This is a genomic window from Synechococcus sp. PCC 7502, from assembly GCF_000317085.1.
In the GTDB taxonomy this organism is placed as follows: Bacteria; Cyanobacteriota; Cyanobacteriia; order Pseudanabaenales; family Pseudanabaenaceae; genus PCC-7502.
Window position 1 is genome coordinate 2,149,608 of record NC_019702.1, and the last position, 21,651, is coordinate 2,171,258.

Annotated in this window: 17 protein-coding genes; 16 read left to right on the top strand and 1 reads right to left on the bottom strand. The window is 41.7% G+C overall.

Features of this window, described 5'->3' with window-relative positions; translation table 11 throughout:
• Positions 1–101 precede the first annotated feature (101 nt).
• The 5 genes from SYN7502_RS10580 (at position 102) to SYN7502_RS10600 (ending at position 6,503) form a co-directional block, all read left to right on the top strand.
• Entirely contained in the window at positions 102–1,343 is a 1,242-nt protein-coding gene (locus SYN7502_RS10580; protein WP_015168819.1) for a DUF1800 domain-containing protein, read from the top strand.
• A 17-nt stretch (positions 1,344–1,360) separates the two neighbouring features.
• Positions 1,361–2,512, top strand: a complete 1,152-nt coding sequence (locus SYN7502_RS10585; protein WP_015168820.1) for a DUF1501 domain-containing protein — start codon at positions 1,361–1,363, stop codon at positions 2,510–2,512.
• A gap of 160 nt (positions 2,513–2,672) precedes the next feature.
• Positions 2,673–3,887 (top strand): bifunctional glutamate N-acetyltransferase/amino-acid acetyltransferase ArgJ, encoded by a 1,215-nt coding sequence (gene argJ / locus SYN7502_RS10590; protein WP_015168821.1) that lies wholly within the window; start codon positions 2,673–2,675, stop codon positions 3,885–3,887.
• A gap of 28 nt (positions 3,888–3,915) precedes the next feature.
• On the top strand, positions 3,916–4,524 hold the full coding sequence (locus tag SYN7502_RS10595) for an anthranilate synthase component II (protein WP_015168822.1): 609 nt from the start codon (positions 3,916–3,918) through the stop codon (positions 4,522–4,524).
• Between the two features lie 143 nt (positions 4,525–4,667).
• Positions 4,668–6,503, top strand: a complete 1,836-nt coding sequence (locus SYN7502_RS10600) for a cation:proton antiporter (protein WP_015168823.1) — start codon at positions 4,668–4,670, stop codon at positions 6,501–6,503.
• On the opposite strand, the gene SYN7502_RS10605 is transcribed toward SYN7502_RS10600, so the two are convergent.
• Positions 6,422–7,183, bottom strand: a complete 762-nt coding sequence (locus SYN7502_RS10605) for a response regulator transcription factor (protein WP_015168824.1) — start codon at positions 7,181–7,183, stop codon at positions 6,422–6,424. The two genes, SYN7502_RS10600 and SYN7502_RS10605, sit on opposite strands and share 82 nt — an antisense overlap.
• Before the next feature lie 323 nt (positions 7,184–7,506).
• Between SYN7502_RS10605 and SYN7502_RS10610 the strand changes: the two genes are divergently transcribed.
• The 11 genes from SYN7502_RS10610 (at position 7,507) to cheB (ending at position 21,635) form a co-directional block, all read left to right on the top strand.
• On the top strand, positions 7,507–8,058 hold the full coding sequence (locus tag SYN7502_RS10610) for a GerMN domain-containing protein (protein ID WP_015168825.1): 552 nt from the start codon (positions 7,507–7,509) through the stop codon (positions 8,056–8,058).
• Between the two features lie 2 nt (positions 8,059–8,060).
• On the top strand, positions 8,061–9,626 hold the full coding sequence (locus SYN7502_RS10615; protein ID WP_015168826.1) for a glycoside hydrolase family 3 N-terminal domain-containing protein: 1,566 nt from the start codon (positions 8,061–8,063) through the stop codon (positions 9,624–9,626).
• A 29-nt stretch (positions 9,627–9,655) separates the two neighbouring features.
• Entirely contained in the window at positions 9,656–9,889 is a 234-nt protein-coding gene (locus tag SYN7502_RS19760) for a hypothetical protein (protein ID WP_015168827.1), read from the top strand.
• Positions 9,890–10,222: 333 nt separating this feature from the next.
• The gene (locus tag SYN7502_RS10620) at positions 10,223–12,994 is read left to right on the top strand and encodes an ATP-binding protein (protein WP_015168828.1); all 2,772 of its coding nucleotides are present in this window, start codon (positions 10,223–10,225) and stop codon (positions 12,992–12,994) included.
• Positions 12,995–13,595: 601 nt separating this feature from the next.
• Positions 13,596–14,708 (top strand): response regulator, encoded by a 1,113-nt coding sequence (locus SYN7502_RS20995; protein WP_015168829.1) that lies wholly within the window; start codon positions 13,596–13,598, stop codon positions 14,706–14,708.
• Positions 14,709–14,714: 6 nt separating this feature from the next.
• Entirely contained in the window at positions 14,715–15,848 is a 1,134-nt protein-coding gene (locus SYN7502_RS10630; RefSeq protein WP_015168830.1) for a chemotaxis protein CheW, read from the top strand.
• Between the two features lie 114 nt (positions 15,849–15,962).
• The gene (locus tag SYN7502_RS10635) at positions 15,963–17,408 is read left to right on the top strand and encodes a methyl-accepting chemotaxis protein (protein ID WP_015168831.1); all 1,446 of its coding nucleotides are present in this window, start codon (positions 15,963–15,965) and stop codon (positions 17,406–17,408) included.
• A 31-nt stretch (positions 17,409–17,439) separates the two neighbouring features.
• Complete coding sequence (locus SYN7502_RS10640; RefSeq protein ID WP_015168832.1) at positions 17,440–19,782, top strand: hybrid sensor histidine kinase/response regulator; 2,343 nt, start codon at positions 17,440–17,442, stop codon at positions 19,780–19,782.
• A 2-nt stretch (positions 19,783–19,784) separates the two neighbouring features.
• A complete protein-coding gene (locus SYN7502_RS10645; protein ID WP_015168833.1) occupies positions 19,785–20,195 on the top strand; it encodes a response regulator in 411 nt (136 codons plus the stop codon).
• Between the two features lie 96 nt (positions 20,196–20,291).
• Positions 20,292–20,528, top strand: a complete 237-nt coding sequence (locus SYN7502_RS10650; protein ID WP_015168834.1) for an AbrB/MazE/SpoVT family DNA-binding domain-containing protein — start codon at positions 20,292–20,294, stop codon at positions 20,526–20,528.
• The gene (gene cheB, locus SYN7502_RS10655) at positions 20,529–21,635 is read left to right on the top strand and encodes a chemotaxis-specific protein-glutamate methyltransferase CheB (protein ID WP_015168835.1); all 1,107 of its coding nucleotides are present in this window, start codon (positions 20,529–20,531) and stop codon (positions 21,633–21,635) included.
• The last annotated feature ends 16 nt before the right edge of the window (positions 21,636–21,651 follow it).

Genomic DNA, 21,651 nt, shown 5'->3' on the forward strand with positions numbered 1-21,651 from the left:
TAAATTGAAGGTTTATAAAAGTTAATACTTGCCCATGAACTTTTCTGATTTTGGATCGGTCTAATCTACCTAATCTAAGGTAGATAATTTTGGTAAGGCTTATGGATGCATTAGCTAAAAAAGCTCACTTTCTGCGCAGAGCTAGTTTTGGAGCGACCATAGAGGAATTAAATAGTTCCATATCCATTTCAGAATTATTAAATAAATGGCTGAACTCTAGAGAAAATGCTCCCGTTCCTAATTTAGGCGTAGTTGAAAAGAATGGAAAGCTTAGGCGCGATCAAACCTTAAAATTTTCCGATTGGCTAATTAATCAAACTATCTATGCCAAAAATCCTTTACAGGAGAAAGTGGTTAATTTCTGGAGAGATCATTTTGTGGTATCCGCTAAAAAAGTGGGCTTACCTCATTCTCTTGCCGATTATGATTCCCGACTGCGCACCTATGCTTTAGGGGATTTTCGAGAACTATTATGGTCGGTTACTACCAGTCCAGCTATGCTTTCTTACTTGGATAACGGGCAAAATCGATCAGGCAAAATTAACGAGAATTTTAGCCGTGAAGTTATGGAATTATTTACCCTAGGGCGGGGACAGTACAGCGAAAAAGATATTCAGGAAGGTGCTAGAGCTTTAACTGGATGGGCGATTAAACCTAATCTCTTGTCTGTTCCAGAAGCTTTATTTCTACCGCGCCGTCACGATCAGGGGATTAAGACTTATTTAGGCAAAACGGGAAACCTTAACACAGAAGACGTGGTGGATATCTTAGCAAATCATCCCAGTACAGCTCGAACTATTGCCCGTAAACTTTGGAGTGTTTTTGCCTATCCCAATCCAGAACCTAATGTAGTCGATCGCCTTGCTAAGGTATATAAACAGAGTGATCGCAATATTAAATCCCTAGTTTCTGCCATCTTTTCAAGTCCCGAACTGTACAGCACGAAAGCTTATAGAAGTCTATTAAAAACTCCCATATATTTTATGATTGGCAGCATCCGTCAATTGGAAATCCAAGCTGATAGCCTTAAAGTCTTAGGAAGTTTAAAGGCTATGGGGGAAGTTTTCTATAATGCACCTACGGTTAAAGGCTTTGCCCAAGGTAAGGCTTGGTTAACGGCTCCATCACTTTTAACCCGCCTAAATTTGGCACAACAAATGACCCAAAACTATGGAGATAATGGTGGGTTTAACTACGATCCGAAAGAACTTACCACTAAGGATTTAGTTGCTTTACTCTTGGATGGTAACACCGAATCCAGCATCGTTGACGCGCTCAAAGGCTTATCACCAAGGGATGCCACCGCTCTTATTCTGTCTTCACCCACTTATCAATTAGCCTAATCAATTAGCCTACATCTATGAATAGACGTGACTTCCTAGCTTTAATGACGTTAACGGCTGCCCTCGCCGCCGCAAGTTCTGGAAATTCAGCAACTGGGGCTAATAACAATCAAAAAACCTTACTACTAATTGAACTAGCAGGGGGGAATGATGGCTTGAATACTTTCATCCCCTATAGCGATTCTAACTACTATAGATTGCGTCCAAATTTAGGCATCAAGGATGGTATCCCTATTACTTCTAGCGTGGCATTACATCCTTCTCTTAAAGATTTAAAACCAATTTTAGAACAAGGGAGATTAGCGGTGGTTCAAAACGTCAGTTATCCAGAGCCGAATTTATCTCACTTCCGCTCTAAGGATATATGGCAAAGCGGGCATCCCCGGGGTTCTACTGATAGCGGTTGGATTGCTAGGTATTTAGAATCTATTCATGCCAAAACTGCTGATGCCATATTTTTAGGAGAAGAATATCCTTTAGCATTAATTGGGAATGGGGACGATCACTTTCTGCAATTATCTCCGAATCTTATTGTAAAGAATAAAAGTAAGCTAGGACACGCAATTCAAGCACTTTATCTTGTACCGCAATCTAATGCGATCGCCGAGAAAATTCGCCGTACAGTTTTAGAAAGCGAAGAGGCAATCAAAAAGTTAAGCCAAGACTTAAATAAACGAATTGCCAATGGCGGATATGCTCCAACTTCTATTGGCAGGCAATTTGCACTCATGGGCAGGTTACTAGAATCCAGCCCCAAAGTTTTGTATATGACTATCGGTGGTTGGGATACTCATGCTCATCAGCTCCAAACTCATAAGCGTCTTTTAGAAGAATTAAGCCTAGGCATAGCTGCCTTGGAAAGGGATATCCAATCTAAAGGGATGGGTAAAAATGTCTTGATTATGGTGCAAAGCGAATTCGGTCGCAGACCTGCGGAAAACGGGACGGGTGGGACTGATCATGGTACTACAGTACCCTTAATTCTGGTAGGGGATGTGCGATCGGGCTTCTATGGGGGGAATCCAGCCCTCGATAGCTTGGTAAACTCTAACCTACCTGTAAAAGTCGATTTTCGCTCTGTCTATGGAGAAATTCTCAGTAAATGGATTAAGGTGAATCCCACAAAAATTTTAGGTGAAAAGTTTCCAGAAGTTGGTTTCTTAGCCTAATCTCTTAAAAGTTATTCTTGGACAATTTCTACAACTTTAATTAGCTTTAATTTCGATCAGGTCATAATCATCGCTGACTTTACAGATTTGGGAAAGTATTGTCCTTAATCACCTTATAATCATAAGTCACAACTAATTTGAATAAACTAAGTCTAAATAGATGGCAGATTGGCAAGAGGTATCTGGCGGAGTTACGGCGGCAAAAGGTTATCGAGCTTCTGGGATCAAAGCGGGGCTAAAGCCTTCGGGTGCTCCAGATTTAGCATTAATAGTTAGTGATGTGGGTGCGATCGCCGCAGGGGTATTTACAACTTCTTGTGTACGGGCTGCTTGTGTTGATTTTAACCGTCAGGTTTTAGAGTCGGGATCGCTGGTTAAAGCCATTCTTTGTAATGCGGGTCAGGCAAATGCCAGCACGGGTGAAGAAGGTTGGCGCAATGCTGTGGAAACTGCCCAACTAGTACAAACTGCCCTAGAGACTGAAGAGTCTGTATTAGTAGCATCCACTGGGGTAATCGGACGGCAACTGCGTATGGATTTAATTCGTCCCGCCATTCCCCAAGTGGTAGCAGCTTTATCTGTGGATGGTGGAGATGCGGCAGCCAAGGCAATTATTACCACCGACTTAGTCACCAAAGCGATCGCCCTAGAAGCAGATTTTGATGGTATTCCTATTCGAGTTGGTGGTATCTCCAAGGGTTCAGGCATGATTCATCCGAATATGGCAACGATGCTGGCTTTTGTCACCTGTGATGCAGCTGTGGCTCCAACTCTGTGGCAAGAAATGGTCAGTCGAGCTTGCGATCGCAGTTTTAATCAAATTACCGTTGATGGCGATACCAGCACTAACGATATGCTTTTGGCACTGAGCAATGGGCAATCTGGTACTCCCGGTATTCTGGAGGCAGAATCTCCTACGGCACAAAAACTAGAGGCAATGTTAACCGAGGTTTGTATTTATCTAGCAAAGGCGATCGCCCGTGATGGCGAAGGAGCCACCTGTTTAATTGAAATTACCGTCAGTGGTGCCAGTGATCAAGCTGCTGCTCGTCAAGTTGCCAAAACTATTGCTGGTTCTTCTTTAGTTAAATCCGCCGTATTTGGACGTGATCCTAACTGGGGGAGAATTGCGGCTGCGGCAGGGCGATCGGGAATAGTCTTTGATCAAACCCAACTGGATATTCAGCTTGGTGATTTTGTAATGATGTCCCAAGGCACACCTCAAACCTTTGATCGAAATGCTGCCAGTAATTATCTGAAAAGTCCTACTGTGCAAATTAAAGTCAAAATTGGTAATGGGGCAGGAGAGGGTACAGCGTGGGGCTGCGATCTTAGCTATGATTATGTAAAGATTAACGCCGAATATACTACCTGATTAATACCCATACCCAATTAAAAACAGCATGATTCTGGTTATAGACAACTACGATAGCTTTACCTATAACTTAGTGCAGTACCTAGGGGAGTTGTTACCCAATTATCCTCACTTAGGAGAAGTATTAGTTAAACGTAATGATGAAATTACGATCACCGAAATCAAAAACCTAAATCCCGTGGGTATCGTTATTTCCCCAGGACCTGGTCGTCCTGAAGAGTCGGGGGTATCGCTAGATGTCATACAAGAATTAGGGGCATCCACACCAATTTTAGGTGTATGTTTGGGTCATCAAAGTATGGGTTTAATCTATGGTGGGAAAGTAGTTCGCGCCCCCTATCTTATGCATGGCAAAACTTCCCAGATTTATCATACCAATACAGGTGTATTTGCAGGCTTAGATAATCCATTTACTGCCACTCGCTATCATAGTCTCGTAATTGATCCAGAGCATTGTCCAGAGATTTTGGAAATCACAGCATGGACAGAGGACAAGATCATTATGGCGGTGAGGCATCGAGATTATCCCTATGTGCAGGGCGTGCAGTTCCATCCTGAAAGCATCCTCACAACTTCGGGTAAAAAGCTCCTAGGCAATTTCTTAAACAGCCTGAAGCCCTTAGTTAAAATTAGTTAAATTAGAATATTTATCCTTAAAAGCCTCAAAACTTAGGAAAACTAGTTGATTTAGGTCTTAATCGAGCGATCGCCATTGCTCTAAATTAAGCTATTAAAATAGAACCATAAAAATCAAAATATAAAATTAATATAAAAATTACTGTGCAAGAAGATTTTCGCTTAATTGTTGATTTAGTTCTAGTCCTTTCTGTAGCTTGTGGGGGGGGCTTATTAGCAGCTAGGTTAAACCTTCCCGTAATTTTAGGCTATCTGTGCGGTGGGATTGTAGTTGGTCCGATGGGCTTAGGTTTGATTAAGGAATTAATTCAAGTAGAAACCTTGGCGCAGTTTGGTGTGGCATTTTTATTATTTGCCCTTGGGGTGGAGTTTTCCCTAGGACAATTAAAAAAAGTACAGGCAATTGGTTTGGGCGGTGGCACTTTACAAATTTTTAGCACGATCACACTCACAGCTATTGTCTCTACAGCGATCGGTTGGGTAACTACGCCAGTACAGGGCATATTTTTAGGGGCAATTTTATCCCTATCGTCAACGGCGGTGGTATTGCGGGGCTTGATGGAATCTAACGAGTCGGAATCCGTACATGGGCAGATCATGTTAAGCATTTTAATCGTGCAGGACTTAGCTTTAGGTTTGATGTTGGCAGTTTTACCCGCTTTAGATCAACCCTCGGATGCGATCGCTCTAGCTGTGGTGAAAGCTTTGTTGTTAATGGCTTTATTTGCAGGGGGAGCAATTACGGCAGGTATCTGGATTATTCCCCCCTTACTAAAAGCCGTGGCTAAAACCGAAAGCCGTGAATTATTTTTGTTAACTGTGATTGTGCTGTGTTTTGCGATCGCCCTCCTGACAGAATATCTGGGCTTATCCATTGAAATGGGAGCATTTGTTGCTGGTTTAATGATCTCTGAAGTGGAGTATGCCGATCAAACCCTGTCCTATGTGGAACCATTACGGGATGTATTTGCTACTTTATTTTTTGCAGCGATCGGAATGCTGATTGATCCATTATTTTTATGGCAGCATTTAGAGTTGATTTTGGGCTTAGTAGCGATCGTGATGATTGGCAAGTTTGCGATCGTGGTACCGTTGGTTTTGGTGTTCAAATATCCCCTGCGCATAGCAATTACCGTAGGGTTGGGTTTAGTTCAGATCGGAGAATTTTCCTTTGTTTTAGCTAGTGAAGGGCAAATCCTGGGCATTGTATCTCGGCAGGTATATCTCTTGATTTTAGGGACTACGGCTGTGACTTTAATCGTTACGCCATTTTTGATGAAGGCAACCCCGAAAATTTTGGAGCTACTAGAAAAAGCACCATTGTTTAAAACTTGGCTGAACCGCATGGATATTCCCCAAGAAATTTCTGCTAATGCCAATCTTAAAAATCATGTGGTTGTCTGTGGCTATGGACGGGTGGGACAGAATATCGTGCATTTACTTTTAGCTAAGGGCTACCCCGTACTCGTAATTGAATTATCCGAGGCAAAGGTGCAGTTAATGCGCGATCGCCACATTCCGTATATCTATGGCAACTGTGCCAGTGAATTAGTACTAGAAAAAGCTGAGGTACAACATGCTAAGTCAATGGTGGTAGTGACCCGTGATTCTATGAGTACAAGACTATGTGTTAAACATGCGATCACCCTTGCTCCGAAGCTAGACATCGTTGCCCGTGCCTTTAGTGACAGCGATATAGATTCTCTATACCAGTTAGGTGCTAAAGAAGTAGTCCATCCTGAATTTGAAGCCAGCCTTGAACTGTCAACCCATTTGCTGCAAAGCCTTGGGGAAACCAAACAAGCCATAGACCTAGAAATTATGAATGTTCGCAATCGTCGCTATGCCGATCTCCGTCCTGATTTAGTGTGTCCTCTACCAATTCTCAATGCTAGTGACTACCTTGAACCTTCAATGGGCAAAGGCTTAGAACTAGCAGATACATTATCTTCAGAGATACCAGGTAGTTCTAAACAATAACCTGCCCCATAGACGGTTTTAATATATTTAGGATGGCGGGGATCGGGTTCTAGTTTGGTGCGGAGATGACGAATATGAACTCGAATGGTCTCGATGTCATCATCAGGCTCGTATCCCCAAACTTCCCTAAGAATTTCGCTGGGAGAAACCGTCTGCCCATGCCGTTGTAATAAACAATGCAAAAGCTCAAATTCCAGATGGGTTAGTTTTACGGTTTGATTAAACCACACTGCTTCAAATCTTTCTGGCACGAGTGTAAGCGCACCATAATTAAGAATTTCACTGTGCTTAGCCGCTTGGGGAATGCGATCGGTACGGCGTAATAATGCCCTGACTCTGGCTAGCATTTCTTCTAGCTCAAAGGGCTTGGTGAGATAGTCATCAGCACCCGCATTAAAGCCTTCTACCTTATCTTGGGTTTGCCCCATGGCAGTTAGCATTAACACAGGAATATCCGCAGTGCGATCGTCACGCCGTAGCCGTTGACAGACAGTAAACCCATCTACCTGTGGCAACATTAGATCAAGAATAATCATATCTGGGACTAGCTGAATAGCCAAAGCCTGACCTTTCACGCCATCGCCCGCATGGTTAACTTGATATCCTGCCATTTCCAGATTGACAGTGACTATTTCCGATATGAGAGGATCATCGTCGATGATGAGAATCCGAGGCATCATTGACCGTAAATTTCAGGGTAAGTTTGACTTAATCTATTCACAGTTAATTCCTGCTATAGCTTTGTAGATAGTGTATATCAGTTGAAACATATTTGATCTGTTTCAGCCTTAGTATGATGACTAATTTTTAATATTTATGTTGATTTTTTTACAAAAGTCAAATTTTAGTAATCAAAAGTAAAGTAATGACATGCGATCGCAAATTTCCCCTTTTTAATTATTTGCTTAATGGTTTGTCATTGAGTTGCTGGTCATTGTGCTAGAGGACTTAAACATCGGTATGATGGTAGATAAGGAGTTCGTCACATAATTTGGGGCTAAATATGGGAATTCACACTAAAGTCAACATTCCTAAATTCTGGATCGGTTCGGCGATCGTTGTGGCTATGATAGTCGGGGCAGGAACTGCGTATATCCTTAAATCCCCTGATGTTACTATTACTAACCCAACCAGTACCGTTGGTGAAATTACGATTACAGGCTATTTAATTGAACCCCGTGGTAATAAATTTGTGGCAGTACCAGTGCCAGTCAAGGCTAAAAATAATCAAGATGCGATCGCCACAGCCCTTAATCAGATCATTACGACTAAATCAGATAATCTTTACAGTGCCATTCCTACGGACACAAAAGTGCTTGACCTTAGGGTAACTGGTAATGACATTTACTTAAACTTGTCTAAACAGTTTACCAGTGGCGGTGGCAGTGACAGTATGAGAGGCAGACTAATTCAATTGCTATATACGGCGACTAGTCTGAATCCCAATGCCAATTTATTTCTATCCGTAGAAGGTAAACCCCTAGATTACCTCGGTGGTGAAGGACTCGAAGTTTCCCAACCTTTACGCCGCCAAAATTTTTCCTTAGAGTTTTAATAATGCCTAGCCTTCCCGAACTTGATGCTTTATTGTCTCTACCGTTGCGATCGCAAATTGCCCAAATGATCGTAGTCCGAGCCTCTGGGTATCTTTATGATCATCAAATTCAATATCCCCAATGGGAAATTCCAGCGCAGGCATTACATAAATTAATTAGTGATGGAGTGGGGGGGGTAATTTTAGTTGGCGGTAGCGCGCCTGAAATTTATCTGAGAACCCAAGCTCTGCAAGCTCAAGCATCTATTCCCTTACTCATTGCCGCCGATGTGGAAGAAGGCGTGGGACAAAGATTTAACGGAGCAACATATTTCCCGCCCCCCATGTCATTGGGAGCAATTGCTCAGGAATTTGGTAAAGAAATTGGTAATAAATATGCTGAAGCGATGGGGGCAATTACAGCCCAGGAATCACTGGCGATCGGCTTAAATTGGGTTTTAGCTCCCATTGTCGATATTAATAATAACCCTGCTAATCCTGTCATTAATGTACGAGCCTTTGGGCAGGAACCAGAACAGGTCATAAATTTAACCACAGCATTTATCAACGGTGTCAGTCACTATCCCGTTTTAACCACTGCTAAGCATTTTCCCGGACATGGTGATACAGCAGTGGATTCCCATTTGCAAACCCCGGTTTTGGCACATAGCCGCGATCGCTTTGATCAGATCGAACTTCAACCATTTCAGGCTGCGATTAAAGCAGGAGTGGATACGGTCATGTCAGCCCATGTATTTGCGCCTAGCCTAGATGCCAATACCATTAGTACCCTTTCCCATCCCACCCTAACGGGATTACTCAGGCAGGAGTTGGGATTTACAGGTTTAATTGTCACCGATGCTTTAATTATGGCAGGAGTCAGCGATCGCCACAGTCCCGAAGAAGTAGCAGTGCAGGCAATCTTGGCAGGTGCGGATATTTTATTAATGCCTGTTGATGCGGAGCGAACTATTAATGCCATCATGCAAGCGGTAGAGTCGGGAAAAATTACGAGAGCACGAATTAAGGAATCCTTAGGCAGAGTCTGGAAAGCTAAAGCCAAAATCTTTAACTCTGATTTTCGTCCTAGTCTTGAAGATATTGGCAGTGCCGCCAGCTTGAAAATTGCCGCAGAAATCACTACTAAATCTATTAAAGTACATCTTCCTAACTCTCGTCCCCTCCAAATTAGGACTAATTTAATTCTGGTTGATGATGTTTTGTCCTGCGGAGAGTTTTTAGATAGCCAAACTATTAAGAAAATTCCTGATCATATTATTGCTGACGCTCACTCCATTGCTACTATTTGCCAAGGTCTAGATCAGACTACGCCCACCCTAGTCCAAATTTTTAGTCGAGGCAATCCATTTCGAGGTAATGCAGGTATATATGCGCAAATTGAAAGTTTAATTAAGCAATTAATCAGCCACAATCAATTAAAAGCGATAGCCCTCTATGGCAGTCCTTATAATCTTGATCGCCTAATTCCCTTGCTTACTCCCAATATTGCTTGGGCATTTTCCTATAGCCAACAAGCGATCGCCCAACAGGAAATAATGCAAAGACTCGGTATCAATTCTCTAAATTAATCCTTAATTAGCACAATGGGGTTATAGCTATGAAAAAACATACTGGGAACCCTTTAATCATCATAGGAGTTGGGGGGATTTGTATTTGTTTAACATTAATTGGGATTTGGATATTTTTAGCACTTTTTCTATCTCTGTGGTTACCAACTACTCCACCGTGGTGGACGCAGGTGAGGTGGGAGCGACTAAATCCAGTTTTTCTAGTCCTTTTTATTTCAACACTTTTCGTAATGTTAGGGGCTAAATTAAATACTTTAAAGTAGTCGTTTCTAATCAGAGATAAATTCAGAGATAAATCACTATGATCTCAATGATTTACACATAGATTTTTATACATAGAATGGACTAAAAACAGCTATGATTAACCTAAGTTCAATAGTTTCCTAGGCTTCCCCTAAACTTACCTATACTTAGTGTACTTAGGATTAGTATTATTGGGTAGAAAACCAAAACCTTACTAACATGAGTAACAGTATTTGTGTAAAGGCATTCAAAGTTTCTACTTGTATAAGCTTGATTTAAAACTAATTACTAATGAGCTTAATTTAATACTTCAAATTTTTGCTATGAGACCTTCTCGATTGAGTTGAACTATTATGAAGTCGGCACAACAAATAACCTCTGAATTAACTAACTTAGCCAATGATGAATGTAGTAATATTCACCTTATAGGGCAGATTCAACCCCATAGCTTACTTTTAGCTCTGCAAGTTCCAGACTTCACGATCGCTCATCTCAGTGAAAATACGCAAACGCAATTAGGTATTGAACCACAACTACTACTAGGTCAAAAACTAGCTCAAATATTTACATTAGAATCCATCGAAGCGATCGCTAGTGCCATATCCGAAAGCCTAGTAATTGCCAATCCACTTTCTGTAAACCTCATAGCCCACGAATCCTGCAACCTTATAAGTTCTGAGCCAAATTCGAGACCCACAAAGTTTCTTGCCACCATCCATCGCTCCAACCAAGAACTAATTATTTTAGAACTAGAGCCAATTCCTCATCGGCAAGATTTTAGTTTAAATAGTTTCTGTGATCAGTTAAAAAATAACGTACTCAGCATCAAACAGGGTTCAACCTTAGCGGAACTATATACAAATATTGTCCAAGAAGTGCGTAACGTAACTGGATTTGATCGCGTAATGTTGTACAAATTTCAGCATGATTTTAGTGGGGTTGTAGTAGCTGAAGAGGCACCTGATCAACTCGAAAGTTACCTAGGGTTGCATTATCCTGCGGCGGATATTCCCCCCATGGCAAGAAATTTATTTACAGTTAACTGGCTTAGGGTAATTCCCGATATTAACTATGAGCCCAGTCCAATTTTAGCGATCGCTCCCAATGCTGTCCCCCTAGATTTAAGCAAAGTCCTCTGCCGTGGTGTTCATCCTTACCATATAGAATACCTAAGGAACATGGGAGTTACAGCCAGCATGACTATTTCCTTAGTTAGTGAAAATAGACTATGGGGATTAATCGCTTGTCATCACTACAGCCCCAAGTTAGTTGAGTATGAAGTTCGCAAAACCTGTGAATTTTTGGGACAACTAATCTCCGTAGAATTGATTTTAAAACAGGAACGGGAATTACAAGAACATTGCCGTCGAGTTCGCTTCATTGAGGAGGAAATCAGGCAAGACTTATCTAAACATCCCCACAGAATCAATCAAATTTTTCGGCAAAATCAAGATAATCTCCTTGACTTGGTAAAAGCAGATGGCGTAGCGGTCTCCTTAGGCAAACAAATTATTTTATTTGGTAAAACTCCCACAGAAACTCAAGTTAAAACCCTGATTGGGTGGTTATTACAGCAGCCAGATCGAGATGTTTTTTATACAGATAGTCTCCCCGAAATCTACCCCGAAGCTGATGATTTCCCCGCCCACATTAGCGGTATCCTTGCCACATCAATTGTACTTAAGCTCAGTACCTATCACATCATTTGGTTTCGAGAGGCACAAAACTACACCATAAATTGGGGCGGTAATCCCCATGAAACAGTCTCAGTTAACGCCGCAGGAATTGTCCGTCTATCGCCCAGAGGTTCTTTTGCGCTGTGGCAAGAACTAGTCCAAAATCGATCGCTACCATGGGAAGACCTAGATATTGATGCAGGACAAGAGTTAAGACATAGTTTATTAATTACTGCCCTAGAGTCATCGCAACTTGCTTGGCAAGAGGCAGCGCAACAGGCACAGGAAGCAAGTAAAGCTAAATCTGAGTTTTTGGCAAATATGAGCCATGAAATTCGGACACCATTAAATGCGATTTTAGGATTTACGCAGCTATTAGACATAGAAGAATTAAATCCTGAGATGCATGACTATCTCAAAAGTATTAGTCAAAGTGGAGAAAGCTTACTAACAATTATTAATGACATCCTAGATTTATCAAAATTAGAAGCTGGAGAGCTAAAGTTACAATCCACGGAATTTGAAGTTCGAGAATTAATCTGGAAACTAATTAATTTATTTCAGCCCCAAGCCATAGCTAAAGGTATAGTCCTAACGGAAACCGTTGCCGAAAATGTGCCTTTATTTCTGATTGGACCAGCTACTCGCCTTCAACAGGTTCTGACTAATCTGATTGGTAATGCTGTTAAATTTACGGTATCGGGCAGTATAGCGGTCAACATTGAAGTAGTAGAAGAATTAATCTCAGAATCTTTAATTACCCTGCGATTTGAGGTGCAAGATACGGGTATTGGGATTTCACCTGAGTTTCGCGTAAAGATTTTTGAGCCATTTTCTCAAGCAGATACATCCTCAACTCGTCAATATGAGGGAACTGGGTTAGGGCTAACAATTTGTCGTAAAATTGTGCATCTCATGGGTGGAGAAATTGGATTTGATAGTACGCTTGGGCAAGGCTCCAATTTTTGGTTTACAAGTACGTTTAGTTTTTCCCCTAATATTCAGGTTAATCAGATCAAGAAATCTAAGTCTATGAGCATAAATCCAAATCAAGCCTCTAGCAACTCTATCAAGGTTTTAGTAGTAGAGGATAATAATTTAAACCAAAAACTAATGATCAAAATGTTGCAGAATTTTGGTTATCAAGTTGATGCGGTCACTAATGGGCAACTAGCTTTGGAACGGGTTAATCAGGAAAATTACACTGTGATCTTGATGGATTGTCAAATGCCTGTACTGGATGGATATGAAGCTACCCGCCAGATTAGACTTTTGGAAGATGGAGAACCTCACAGAAGTATCATTATTGGTGCTACTTCCTATGCCATGGTGGGCGATCGCGAGAAGTGTTTGGAAGCGGGCATGGATGACTATATCAGTAAGCCGATTAAGATGAATGACCTGAGCAGCATTTTACAAAAATGGATCAGAAAAACCTCAGAATCATGAATTATCAGTCTTTAGTGATTTCTGAGTTAAGCGTTACTTTACAGAAGTTACAGAAAACTATGGTTCCCCTATCCCCAATACGGAAATCTTTTACTGGGAAAGGAGTAATTCACAAAATCCCCTCAAGACATAAGAAGTTCAGTGTCTAAAGGTAAGCGAAGGTTAGTTTTAATCATTTATTTTTAGCATAGATAAAAGTCAATTGTTATTTTAATAATTATTGATTTTTATCTATCTAAACTCTAATATACAATTAATTTGACAAGCATTGTTAATGCTTTCAACAGTTTCTTATTGGTGGTTACTGCTTCAAAAATTAATTTATGTTAACTAATGTACAGCATAGAAAAGCTTGTGTAATCTTTTGTATTATACAAACTTTAGCATTGATGAAGTCATGTTGTTACCATGATATTCAATAAACTTTATCGATAATAAGAAGATAAAAATGCCCTCAACACTATACACAGAGGGTATTTGAGTTTTGGTTTGGCTAATCGCTGAAAACCTTGTGTATCAACAAGTTTGCTATTTCCAATTAAGTCCAATATATCTGGTTGCAATTTGCGGGCTATCCTTCGTTGAGGTTAATTAAAACAACATGCAAAAGCAATATCAAGCTGGAGAACTTAATAACTTATTAAAATATCTATCTGACTCTGAATTATCAGGAATTCTTCGTATCAATGCTCAAATTAAGTCGGGAGAAAAACCTCGATCGCGGGTGTTAATTTGGCGAGATGGCAAGATCATCTATGGTGGGGCAAAGATTCCTGATGCTCAAGCTTTTGCTAAGACCTTAGTCCAAAAATATAAACCCAATTTAGCGGATACAGCACTGCGATTTGCTAGCCGAAATATTACCGATCACCATTCTGTACAGGAACTTTTAAGCCAATTAATTAAGATAAATGCATTCAAATGGCAACAGGTCAAAGACTATGCCTGTAAACGGATCATTTGGACTTTGGAGCAGGTCATTCCATATTCTGGTCAGTCAAGCTTTGAACCAGAACTTGGCAATTTCGATCTTTGTTATGAAGGAGGTTCTGATTTTGACTTGCCCCAGTTATTAGGTATGGTCGATGAGCGCATACCTCTATGGAATACTCTAATTGCTACTATTCCTTCTATGGAAATAGTACCTTTTGTTTGTTCTTCAAACTTGGAAAATATTGCTGATGTTTCTGTGAAGAAACACCTTGAAAAGTGGGTTGATGGCAAGCGCTCCCTAATTGATATTGCCACACCAATAGACCGTGATCCATTCCAGTTAGCGCAGCTCTACTGTGGTTGGTGGCAAAAAGATTGGATTACCTTTGTTGATCCTACACTAGTGGAGAATAAGCAGTTACCAGTGATTTTATCAGTCGATGATAGCCCGATTATTCAAACCATGATTAAGCGCGCATTAAGTTCAGAGTACGAGGTTTTGCTGGCAAATAACGCTGTAGATGCTTTAAACCTGCTTACAAGAGAGGGCGATCGCATTTCTGTACTAATTCTGGATTTGACCATGCCAGATATTGATGGCTTACAACTTTGCCGCACAGTTCGCAGCATTCCAAAATTTAAAAATTTACCTGTAATTATGCTAACCGCACGGGATGGATTCATTGACAAAGTTAAAGGTCAAATGGCAGGAAGCGATCGCTATTTAACTAAACCATTTGCAGCAGAACAATTACTGAAAATTATCAAGGAGTATGTTTAAAGCCTCATGGATTCTAAACCTTATCTGATTTTTAACTTGGATAAATTGCAGTATGGCATTGATGCCACATTGGTAAAAGAAATTTTCCTGATGCCAGAGCTTACCCCTATGCCAGAAGCACCCACGGATATTATTGGTATGCTCAACCTGAGAGGAGAGATTTTGCCTGTAATGCATTTAGGGCTGCGCTTGGGGCGATCGCAGGTCTGTTGTCAACTAAGCGATCAGATTATCGTTTTAGATTGGCAAGGCTTGTCGATTGGGATGGTGGTAGATTGCGTGCAGGATTTGCAAACAATTGAGGATGGGGATATTCAAATTCAGTCAGACTACGGGCGCAATATCAACTCAGCTTTTATTGCTGGCATTGCCAAGCAGGAATCGGAACTTTTGGTATTACTTAATCTAGAAACTTTGATTCGTCAACCCGATCAAGTTGCAGCAATGATCTGGGAGGCTGAGGGTTTAGATCAGTCAGGGCAGAGTGATGATGACCTCTTATTTTTGGAAGAGATTATAGATCAAGCAGCACCTGATGAACTATTCTTAGCATCTGCTACACCCAATCTAGAAATTACCAGAGAAAATATTTCCATTAGATTTGGGAGTTTCTTCGATCGCTATTGTCCTGAAATGTCATTGGCAGATCAGAAAATTTTGCGACAACGGGCTGAAAACTTACAGGTGCCGTTGGTCAATACAATGGATTCCACAGGGCTATATCCTCTGGCAATTATCGATCTGGGGGGAGAAGCCTTTGCGATCGATTTAAAATTGGTTCAAGAATTTACCAGTATCCGCAACCTTACCCATATTCCCTGCTGTCCCCAGCATATTGTGGGCAATATGAACCTGCGAGGAGAAATTATCACCCTAGTGGACATTTGCAGTGTCTTGAATCTGCCTAGCACTCCCGTCAAGATCGGCACTAAAACGGTGGTAGTGAAGGTAGAGGATATTGTAGCTGGGTTACCAGTTAATGAGGTTTCTGATGTCTTTTATACCCCACCTTCCGAAATTAAGCCTGTACCCATTGCCAGTATGGGCTATTTGCAAGGAACGATCGCATTATTCGATCAAACTCTAGGTATTTTAGATTTGCCCAAAATGATGGGAGGGCTGGTTGTGAACGACGAATAATCTTGGTTCAGATCGAATTGCGTTTCTAAATAATAAGAGGGTTAAATCTTCATCTGATTTTCCCAATGCCATCAAGTCAAAACCCAAAAATTTGTATTAATCAAGGAGAAACTCATGTTAAATAATCTAAATCTGAAGCAACGTCTATTATTCGGATACTCAGTGCCGATTGTGCTATTCGTGATTTTGGGTGTTACCTACTTTATTAGTGTTAGCAAACGCCAAGCTTTGGAGGTTGAGAGTACAAAAAGTCTGGATATAGAACGAAGTGTTAATCAATTCACAATTGGAGCTTCTGGCATGATCCGCACTGTTCGAGGTCAGCTTCTTTATCCAGAAGACGATTTTCAGCCGCCTTTTCAATATGCTTACGGATTACTTAAGCAGGAACGTACTAAGTTAAAGGAGAACCTCAAAGATCCACAATTTCTTGTTTCTGAACAAGTAAGTTTTATGATTTCTGAGGCTGATAGGCTAGAAAAAATTGCCATTGAGGCGTTTCAGTTAATAAAAGACAGAAAACTAGTTGAGGCAAAGTCTTTAGTCAGAACATTTCGTATAGATAACTTCATCAAAGCACGAGAAGCGATTATTGCTAAGGATGATGAAGTTTTGAAGAAGTTAAAAGACGAGCAGGAAGCTGTAGATCGATTCATTCTCATTCTTAGTCTCCTTGGAACTTTGCTTGCCACCATTTTTGCTATGGCGATCGCTCTATTATTTATTGGTAAATCTGTCGAAGGAGTAAGCCAAGCTGCTAGAACCGTGGCGGCTTCGGCTGCAGAAATTGCGGCGACGGTAGAACAGCAAGAGCGGTCTATTGCTCAACAGGCGGCTTCAGTTAACCAAACTACAACTACGGTTGAAGAGCTAGGAGTTTCGTCTCGACAATCTGCCCAACAAGCTGATGCCTCAGCCGCAGGAGCCAAGGCAGCTTTAGCCATAACCGAAGATGGACTCAGAGCCGTGGAAAAAACCACCGAAGGCTTGAATAATTTAAAAGAAAAAGTGCGGGCGATCGCTGAACAAATCATGCGGTTAAGTGAGCAAACTGGTCAAATTTCGGGGGTGACGGCTGTGGTGGCAGATATTGCTAACCAGACTAATATGTTGGCACTAAATGCGGCGGTAGAAGCAGCTAGAGCGGGAGAACAGGGTAAAGGCTTTGCCGTAGTTGCTAGTGAAATTCGTAAACTTGCTGATGAAAGCAAAAAATCTGCGGAACGCATCTATCAATTGGTATCCGATGTCCAAGCAGCTATGAATAGTACAGTGATGGTGACAGATGAAGGTACTAAAACTGCGGATGCTAGTATTCTTCTCGCCCAAGGTACCACCGATGCCTTTAATTCAGTTACAGAAGCAATTAACAGTGTTTTTCTGAATAACCAGCAAATTGCCCTTGGTTCTAAACAACAGGCTGTGGGAGTACAACAAGTAATTTCCGCCATGAATGCCATTAACTTGGGATCTAAAGAAGCTGCATCAGGGATGTCGCAAGTCAAAGTCAGTGCCAGTAGTCTAAATACTGTTGCCAAAGAACTACAAGCATTAACTTAATCTTGCCAGCCTTACTAAAGGTCTAACCACCATGATGATTGAAGACGAAGAACTACGAAACCTCTATAAAGTCGCTAGCAGTGAACATATCCATAAAATCGAAGCAGGGATCTTGCGTCTGGAAAAAAATCCAAAAGATACTGCTCAGCTAGAAGAACTATTGCGTGAAGCCCATTCCCTCAAAGGTGATTCCCGTATGTTGGGAGTTAGTGATGTGGAAACCCTAATTCACCAAATCGAAGATATATTCGTGAATGTAAAAAAAGGTGAGACTATTCTTACCTCTGATTTATGCGATCGCCTCTATCAAGGGCTAGATGCTGTAACTAAAATTGCCCACGAAGCGATTACGGGTGAACCTGCCAACGTTGAGGTGTTTTATACCCTAGCGCAATTGATGGGTGCGGATATAGCTTGTGATGTAGAGAGTAATCCAATGCCCACGGAAATGCCTTTACCAGAAACACAAGGTAATGATCTTGATGCTATGTTCGCCGATCTGGAAAATCCCCCCCTAGCTCCAGAAGCTGTGACTATTGCAGAATCTGAAGTTGAAGCTCTTATGAACAGACAATGGGGAAGGCGAGCAACAGATCCTCAGCCAGATAATGTACCAATTGAAGGTGATTACCAAATTGATACCCTCCGAGTTGATTCCTCACGTTTAGATCGACTTCTAACCCAAGCTAGCGAGTTGATGGTAACTAAAGGTCGGTTTAGCGATCGCACCCGTGATCTGCAAGCAGTACAAAGCCTATGGGAAGAATGGAAGCGGGAAGCTTTTAGCAGTCGGATTACCTTTGATGAACTAGAACGGCGTTTACAAACCCCTGATCTGCTCCCAATCCAGAAGTTTTATCACCAAGTTGATAAGCGCTTAGAGCAATTGGGTATAGCGATCGCCCAACTCAAAAATGCCACCTATGACGATACCGCCCGTTTAGAAATCATTAGCAACGATCTGGAATCAGGGATTCGCACCCTGCGCTTATTACCGATGTCCACGATTTTTAATCTATTACCAAGATCAGTACGGGATCTCTCTAAACAACTGGGTAAAGAAGTAGAGCTAATAGTTGAAGGTGGCGATATCCTAGCTGACAAGCAAATCTTAGAAGCGATCAAAGCTCCTCTGGGTCATCTCATCCGCAATGCGATCGATCATGGTATTGAATCCCCCCGAGAGCGTCAGATTCAAGGTAAACCTGCTATTGCTACCATTCGCCTACGAGCCTATCAAAGTGCTAGCTCTGTTTGTATTGAAGTTCAAGATGATGGTCAGGGAATTGATACTGAAGCAATCAAGCGTACTGCTCTAGAACGGAGACTACACACAGAAGCTGAACTAGCCACTATGTCCACAGCCCAAATTCAATCCCTAATCTTTACCCCCGGCTTTTCCACGCGTAGTAGCGTTAGTGAAATCTCTGGTCGAGGCGTGGGCTTAGATGTGGTGCGGGCGAATGTGGAAAGACTGAAGGGCAGTTTGCAGTTGGAATCAACACCAGGGCAAGGTTGTCTGTTTCGGTTCATCTTAAAACCCAGTCTGGCTACTACCTATGTCGTGATTGTGGAAGTTGATCGAACTACCTATGCTCTACCCCTGGATTCTGTGCAGACAATGCTCCTGATTTCGCCTGAAAATATCTTTGCGATCGAAGGCAAGCAAACCATGATGTTTAAAGGTGAGCCAATTTCGCTGGTGTGGCTGGCTGACCTCTTGGAGTTATCAGTGCCAGTTACCACTAAATCTTTCAAAAATTTGCCCTGTATCATCATGCAAATTGGGACTGAGCGGTTGGGCGTACTGGTAGATGCGCTCCTAGAGCAGCAGGATATTGTCATGAAACCGCAAAGCAAGTTACTGCAACGTGTCCGTAATATTGCTGGAGCTACAATCCGAGGTAATGGTGAAGTTTGTATGATACTCCATCCCCCCGATTTATTTAAGTCAGCGAAACAAGGCAACATCTCCGTTAGTGTCCAAGAATTATCGCAGCAAGTGCAGATTAAGCCTAAAATCCTACTTTGTGATGATTCCATTCCGATTCGGACTCAACTCAAACGGATTTTGGAAGGATATGGCTACGATGTCACCCCTGCTGTCGATGGTCAAGATGGTTTTACCAAATTGCGATCAGGTAAATTTGATGCCGTAGTTTCTGATGTCCAAATGCCGAATCTAGATGGTTTAGGACTCACCACTCGCATTCGTCAATTCCGAGAATACGACGAGTTACCAATTGTCCTAATCACAACCCTAGCCTCGGATGAAGACAAGCGCCTAGGTGCGCAAGCTGGTGCCAATGCCTACCTCACTAAAGGCAATTTCGATCAACGTGTTTTACTAGATACTTTAAGGAGATTAATTTAATCATGGCTACCCCAATCAAAGTTTTTTTAGTTGAAGATTCTGAAGTGGCATTACAAATTCTGAAACGGCTGCTGAACTCTGCCCCAGAAATTGAAGTTGTTGGTACTGCCCATGATGGCTCTCAAGCTCTTGCCCAAATTCCTGCTGCTAACCCCGATGTAGTTTTAACTGATCTACAAATGCCAGTAATGGATGGATTTGATTTTACCCAAAAGTTGATGGCACAGTTTCCTCGCCCAGTTTTAGTAGTGAGTAATGCAGTACAACCCAGCGATTTTGAAAATATCTATAAACTCATGCAACTGGGGGCTTTAGACTTTTTCCCAAAACCCACCACTGGTTCACCTACAGATTACGAAAGTATGAAGGGAGCTTTGGTTACTAAAATTAAAGTCTTAGCATCAAAACGGTAGACTAACCTTTAATTTCCCCTTACCAAGAGTGAAGATCGTAAATCTTTTCCCCTCTCTTTAGCAGGGGGAGGGCTAGGGTGGGTTAATTTCCAGATCATGGTACATGGTACTTTCTTTATCAGAAATCTCCTAAGTATTGAGGTAATAGCTGTGGCAAATATTTTAGTTGGCGATGAACTCGGAATTATCACTCCCAAGGATCAGCTCGTCATCAAGCCTATTCGTAAAATTCATGGGAAATACGATCTTCAAGATTTGATTGCTCTCATACCCTCGTGCTATCAAGTTCAAGAAGAGAATTGGGGAGTTCCTTTGGGTCGAGAGGTTTGGTAGATGATTCCAGTTAATGTGCTCCTTGTTGAAGACTCACCCATTGCCCTTGAAATTCTCCAGAGGATACTTAGTACTTCTCCCGATATTCAGGTGGTTGGGGTGGCTCACAATGGCAAACAAGCCCTTGATTTAATTCCCACTGTGAAGCCTGATGTGATTTGTGTGGATATGTTTATGGAGAGAATGGATGGACTGGAGTTGATCCGTCAGGTGATGGCTAAATTTCCTTGTCCGATTCTAGTTGTTAGTAATGCGGTGCAGAGTTCAGATACAGATAACATTTTTCGGTTATTACAGGCTGGAGCCGTTGATGTTTTTCCCAAGCCAGCTACGGGTTTACCATCGGACTATGAAAAAGTTAAAGCTGCACTGATTAATAAAATTAAAGTTTTATCTGGGGTGAGAGTATTTACCAGACCACTTAAAGATTTAGAACCGCCTAAACCTGCGATCGCTTCGGTAATTCAGTCTCAAATTCAATCACCCTTGCCCGTAATACCTTTAGTTGATCCAATCGCAGCTTTGAAGTCTCAATTTAAAGTGTTAGCGATCGGGGCATCGACGGGTGGTCCTAGTGCGTTTGAAAAGATTCTTTATCGCTTTCCCGCTAATTTCCCCATGCCCATAATTTGCGCTCAACATATTAGTGAAGGCTTTTTAGCAGGACTAGTAACTTGGCTAGATACTAATTGTGCTCTCAAAGTTAAAATCGCTCAAGTTGGAGAATTGCCACAACCGGGGATTATTTACTTTGCCCCCGAAACCCATCACCTAGAACTGGATAATAAAGGTAAATTTATCTATGCCGTGAGTAGCCAAACTAGAGCCTATCGTCCATCCATTACGATGTTGTTTCAATCGATCGCTAGATTCTATGGCAAAACCTGTATGGCAGCACTGCTAACAGGTATGGGTAATGACGGGGCAGAAGGACTAAAAACTATTTTTGATCATGGTGGGTTAACGATCGCCCAAGATGAAAGTAGTAGTGTGATTTTTGGTATGCCCAAGGAAGCGATCGCTCTCGGTGCAGCTCGATATATTTTACCTTTACAAGATATTGCGCCATTTTTAATAACTCAAGCTGTTAGTAGTCGTTCCAATTAACCTCAAATTCAAGTTC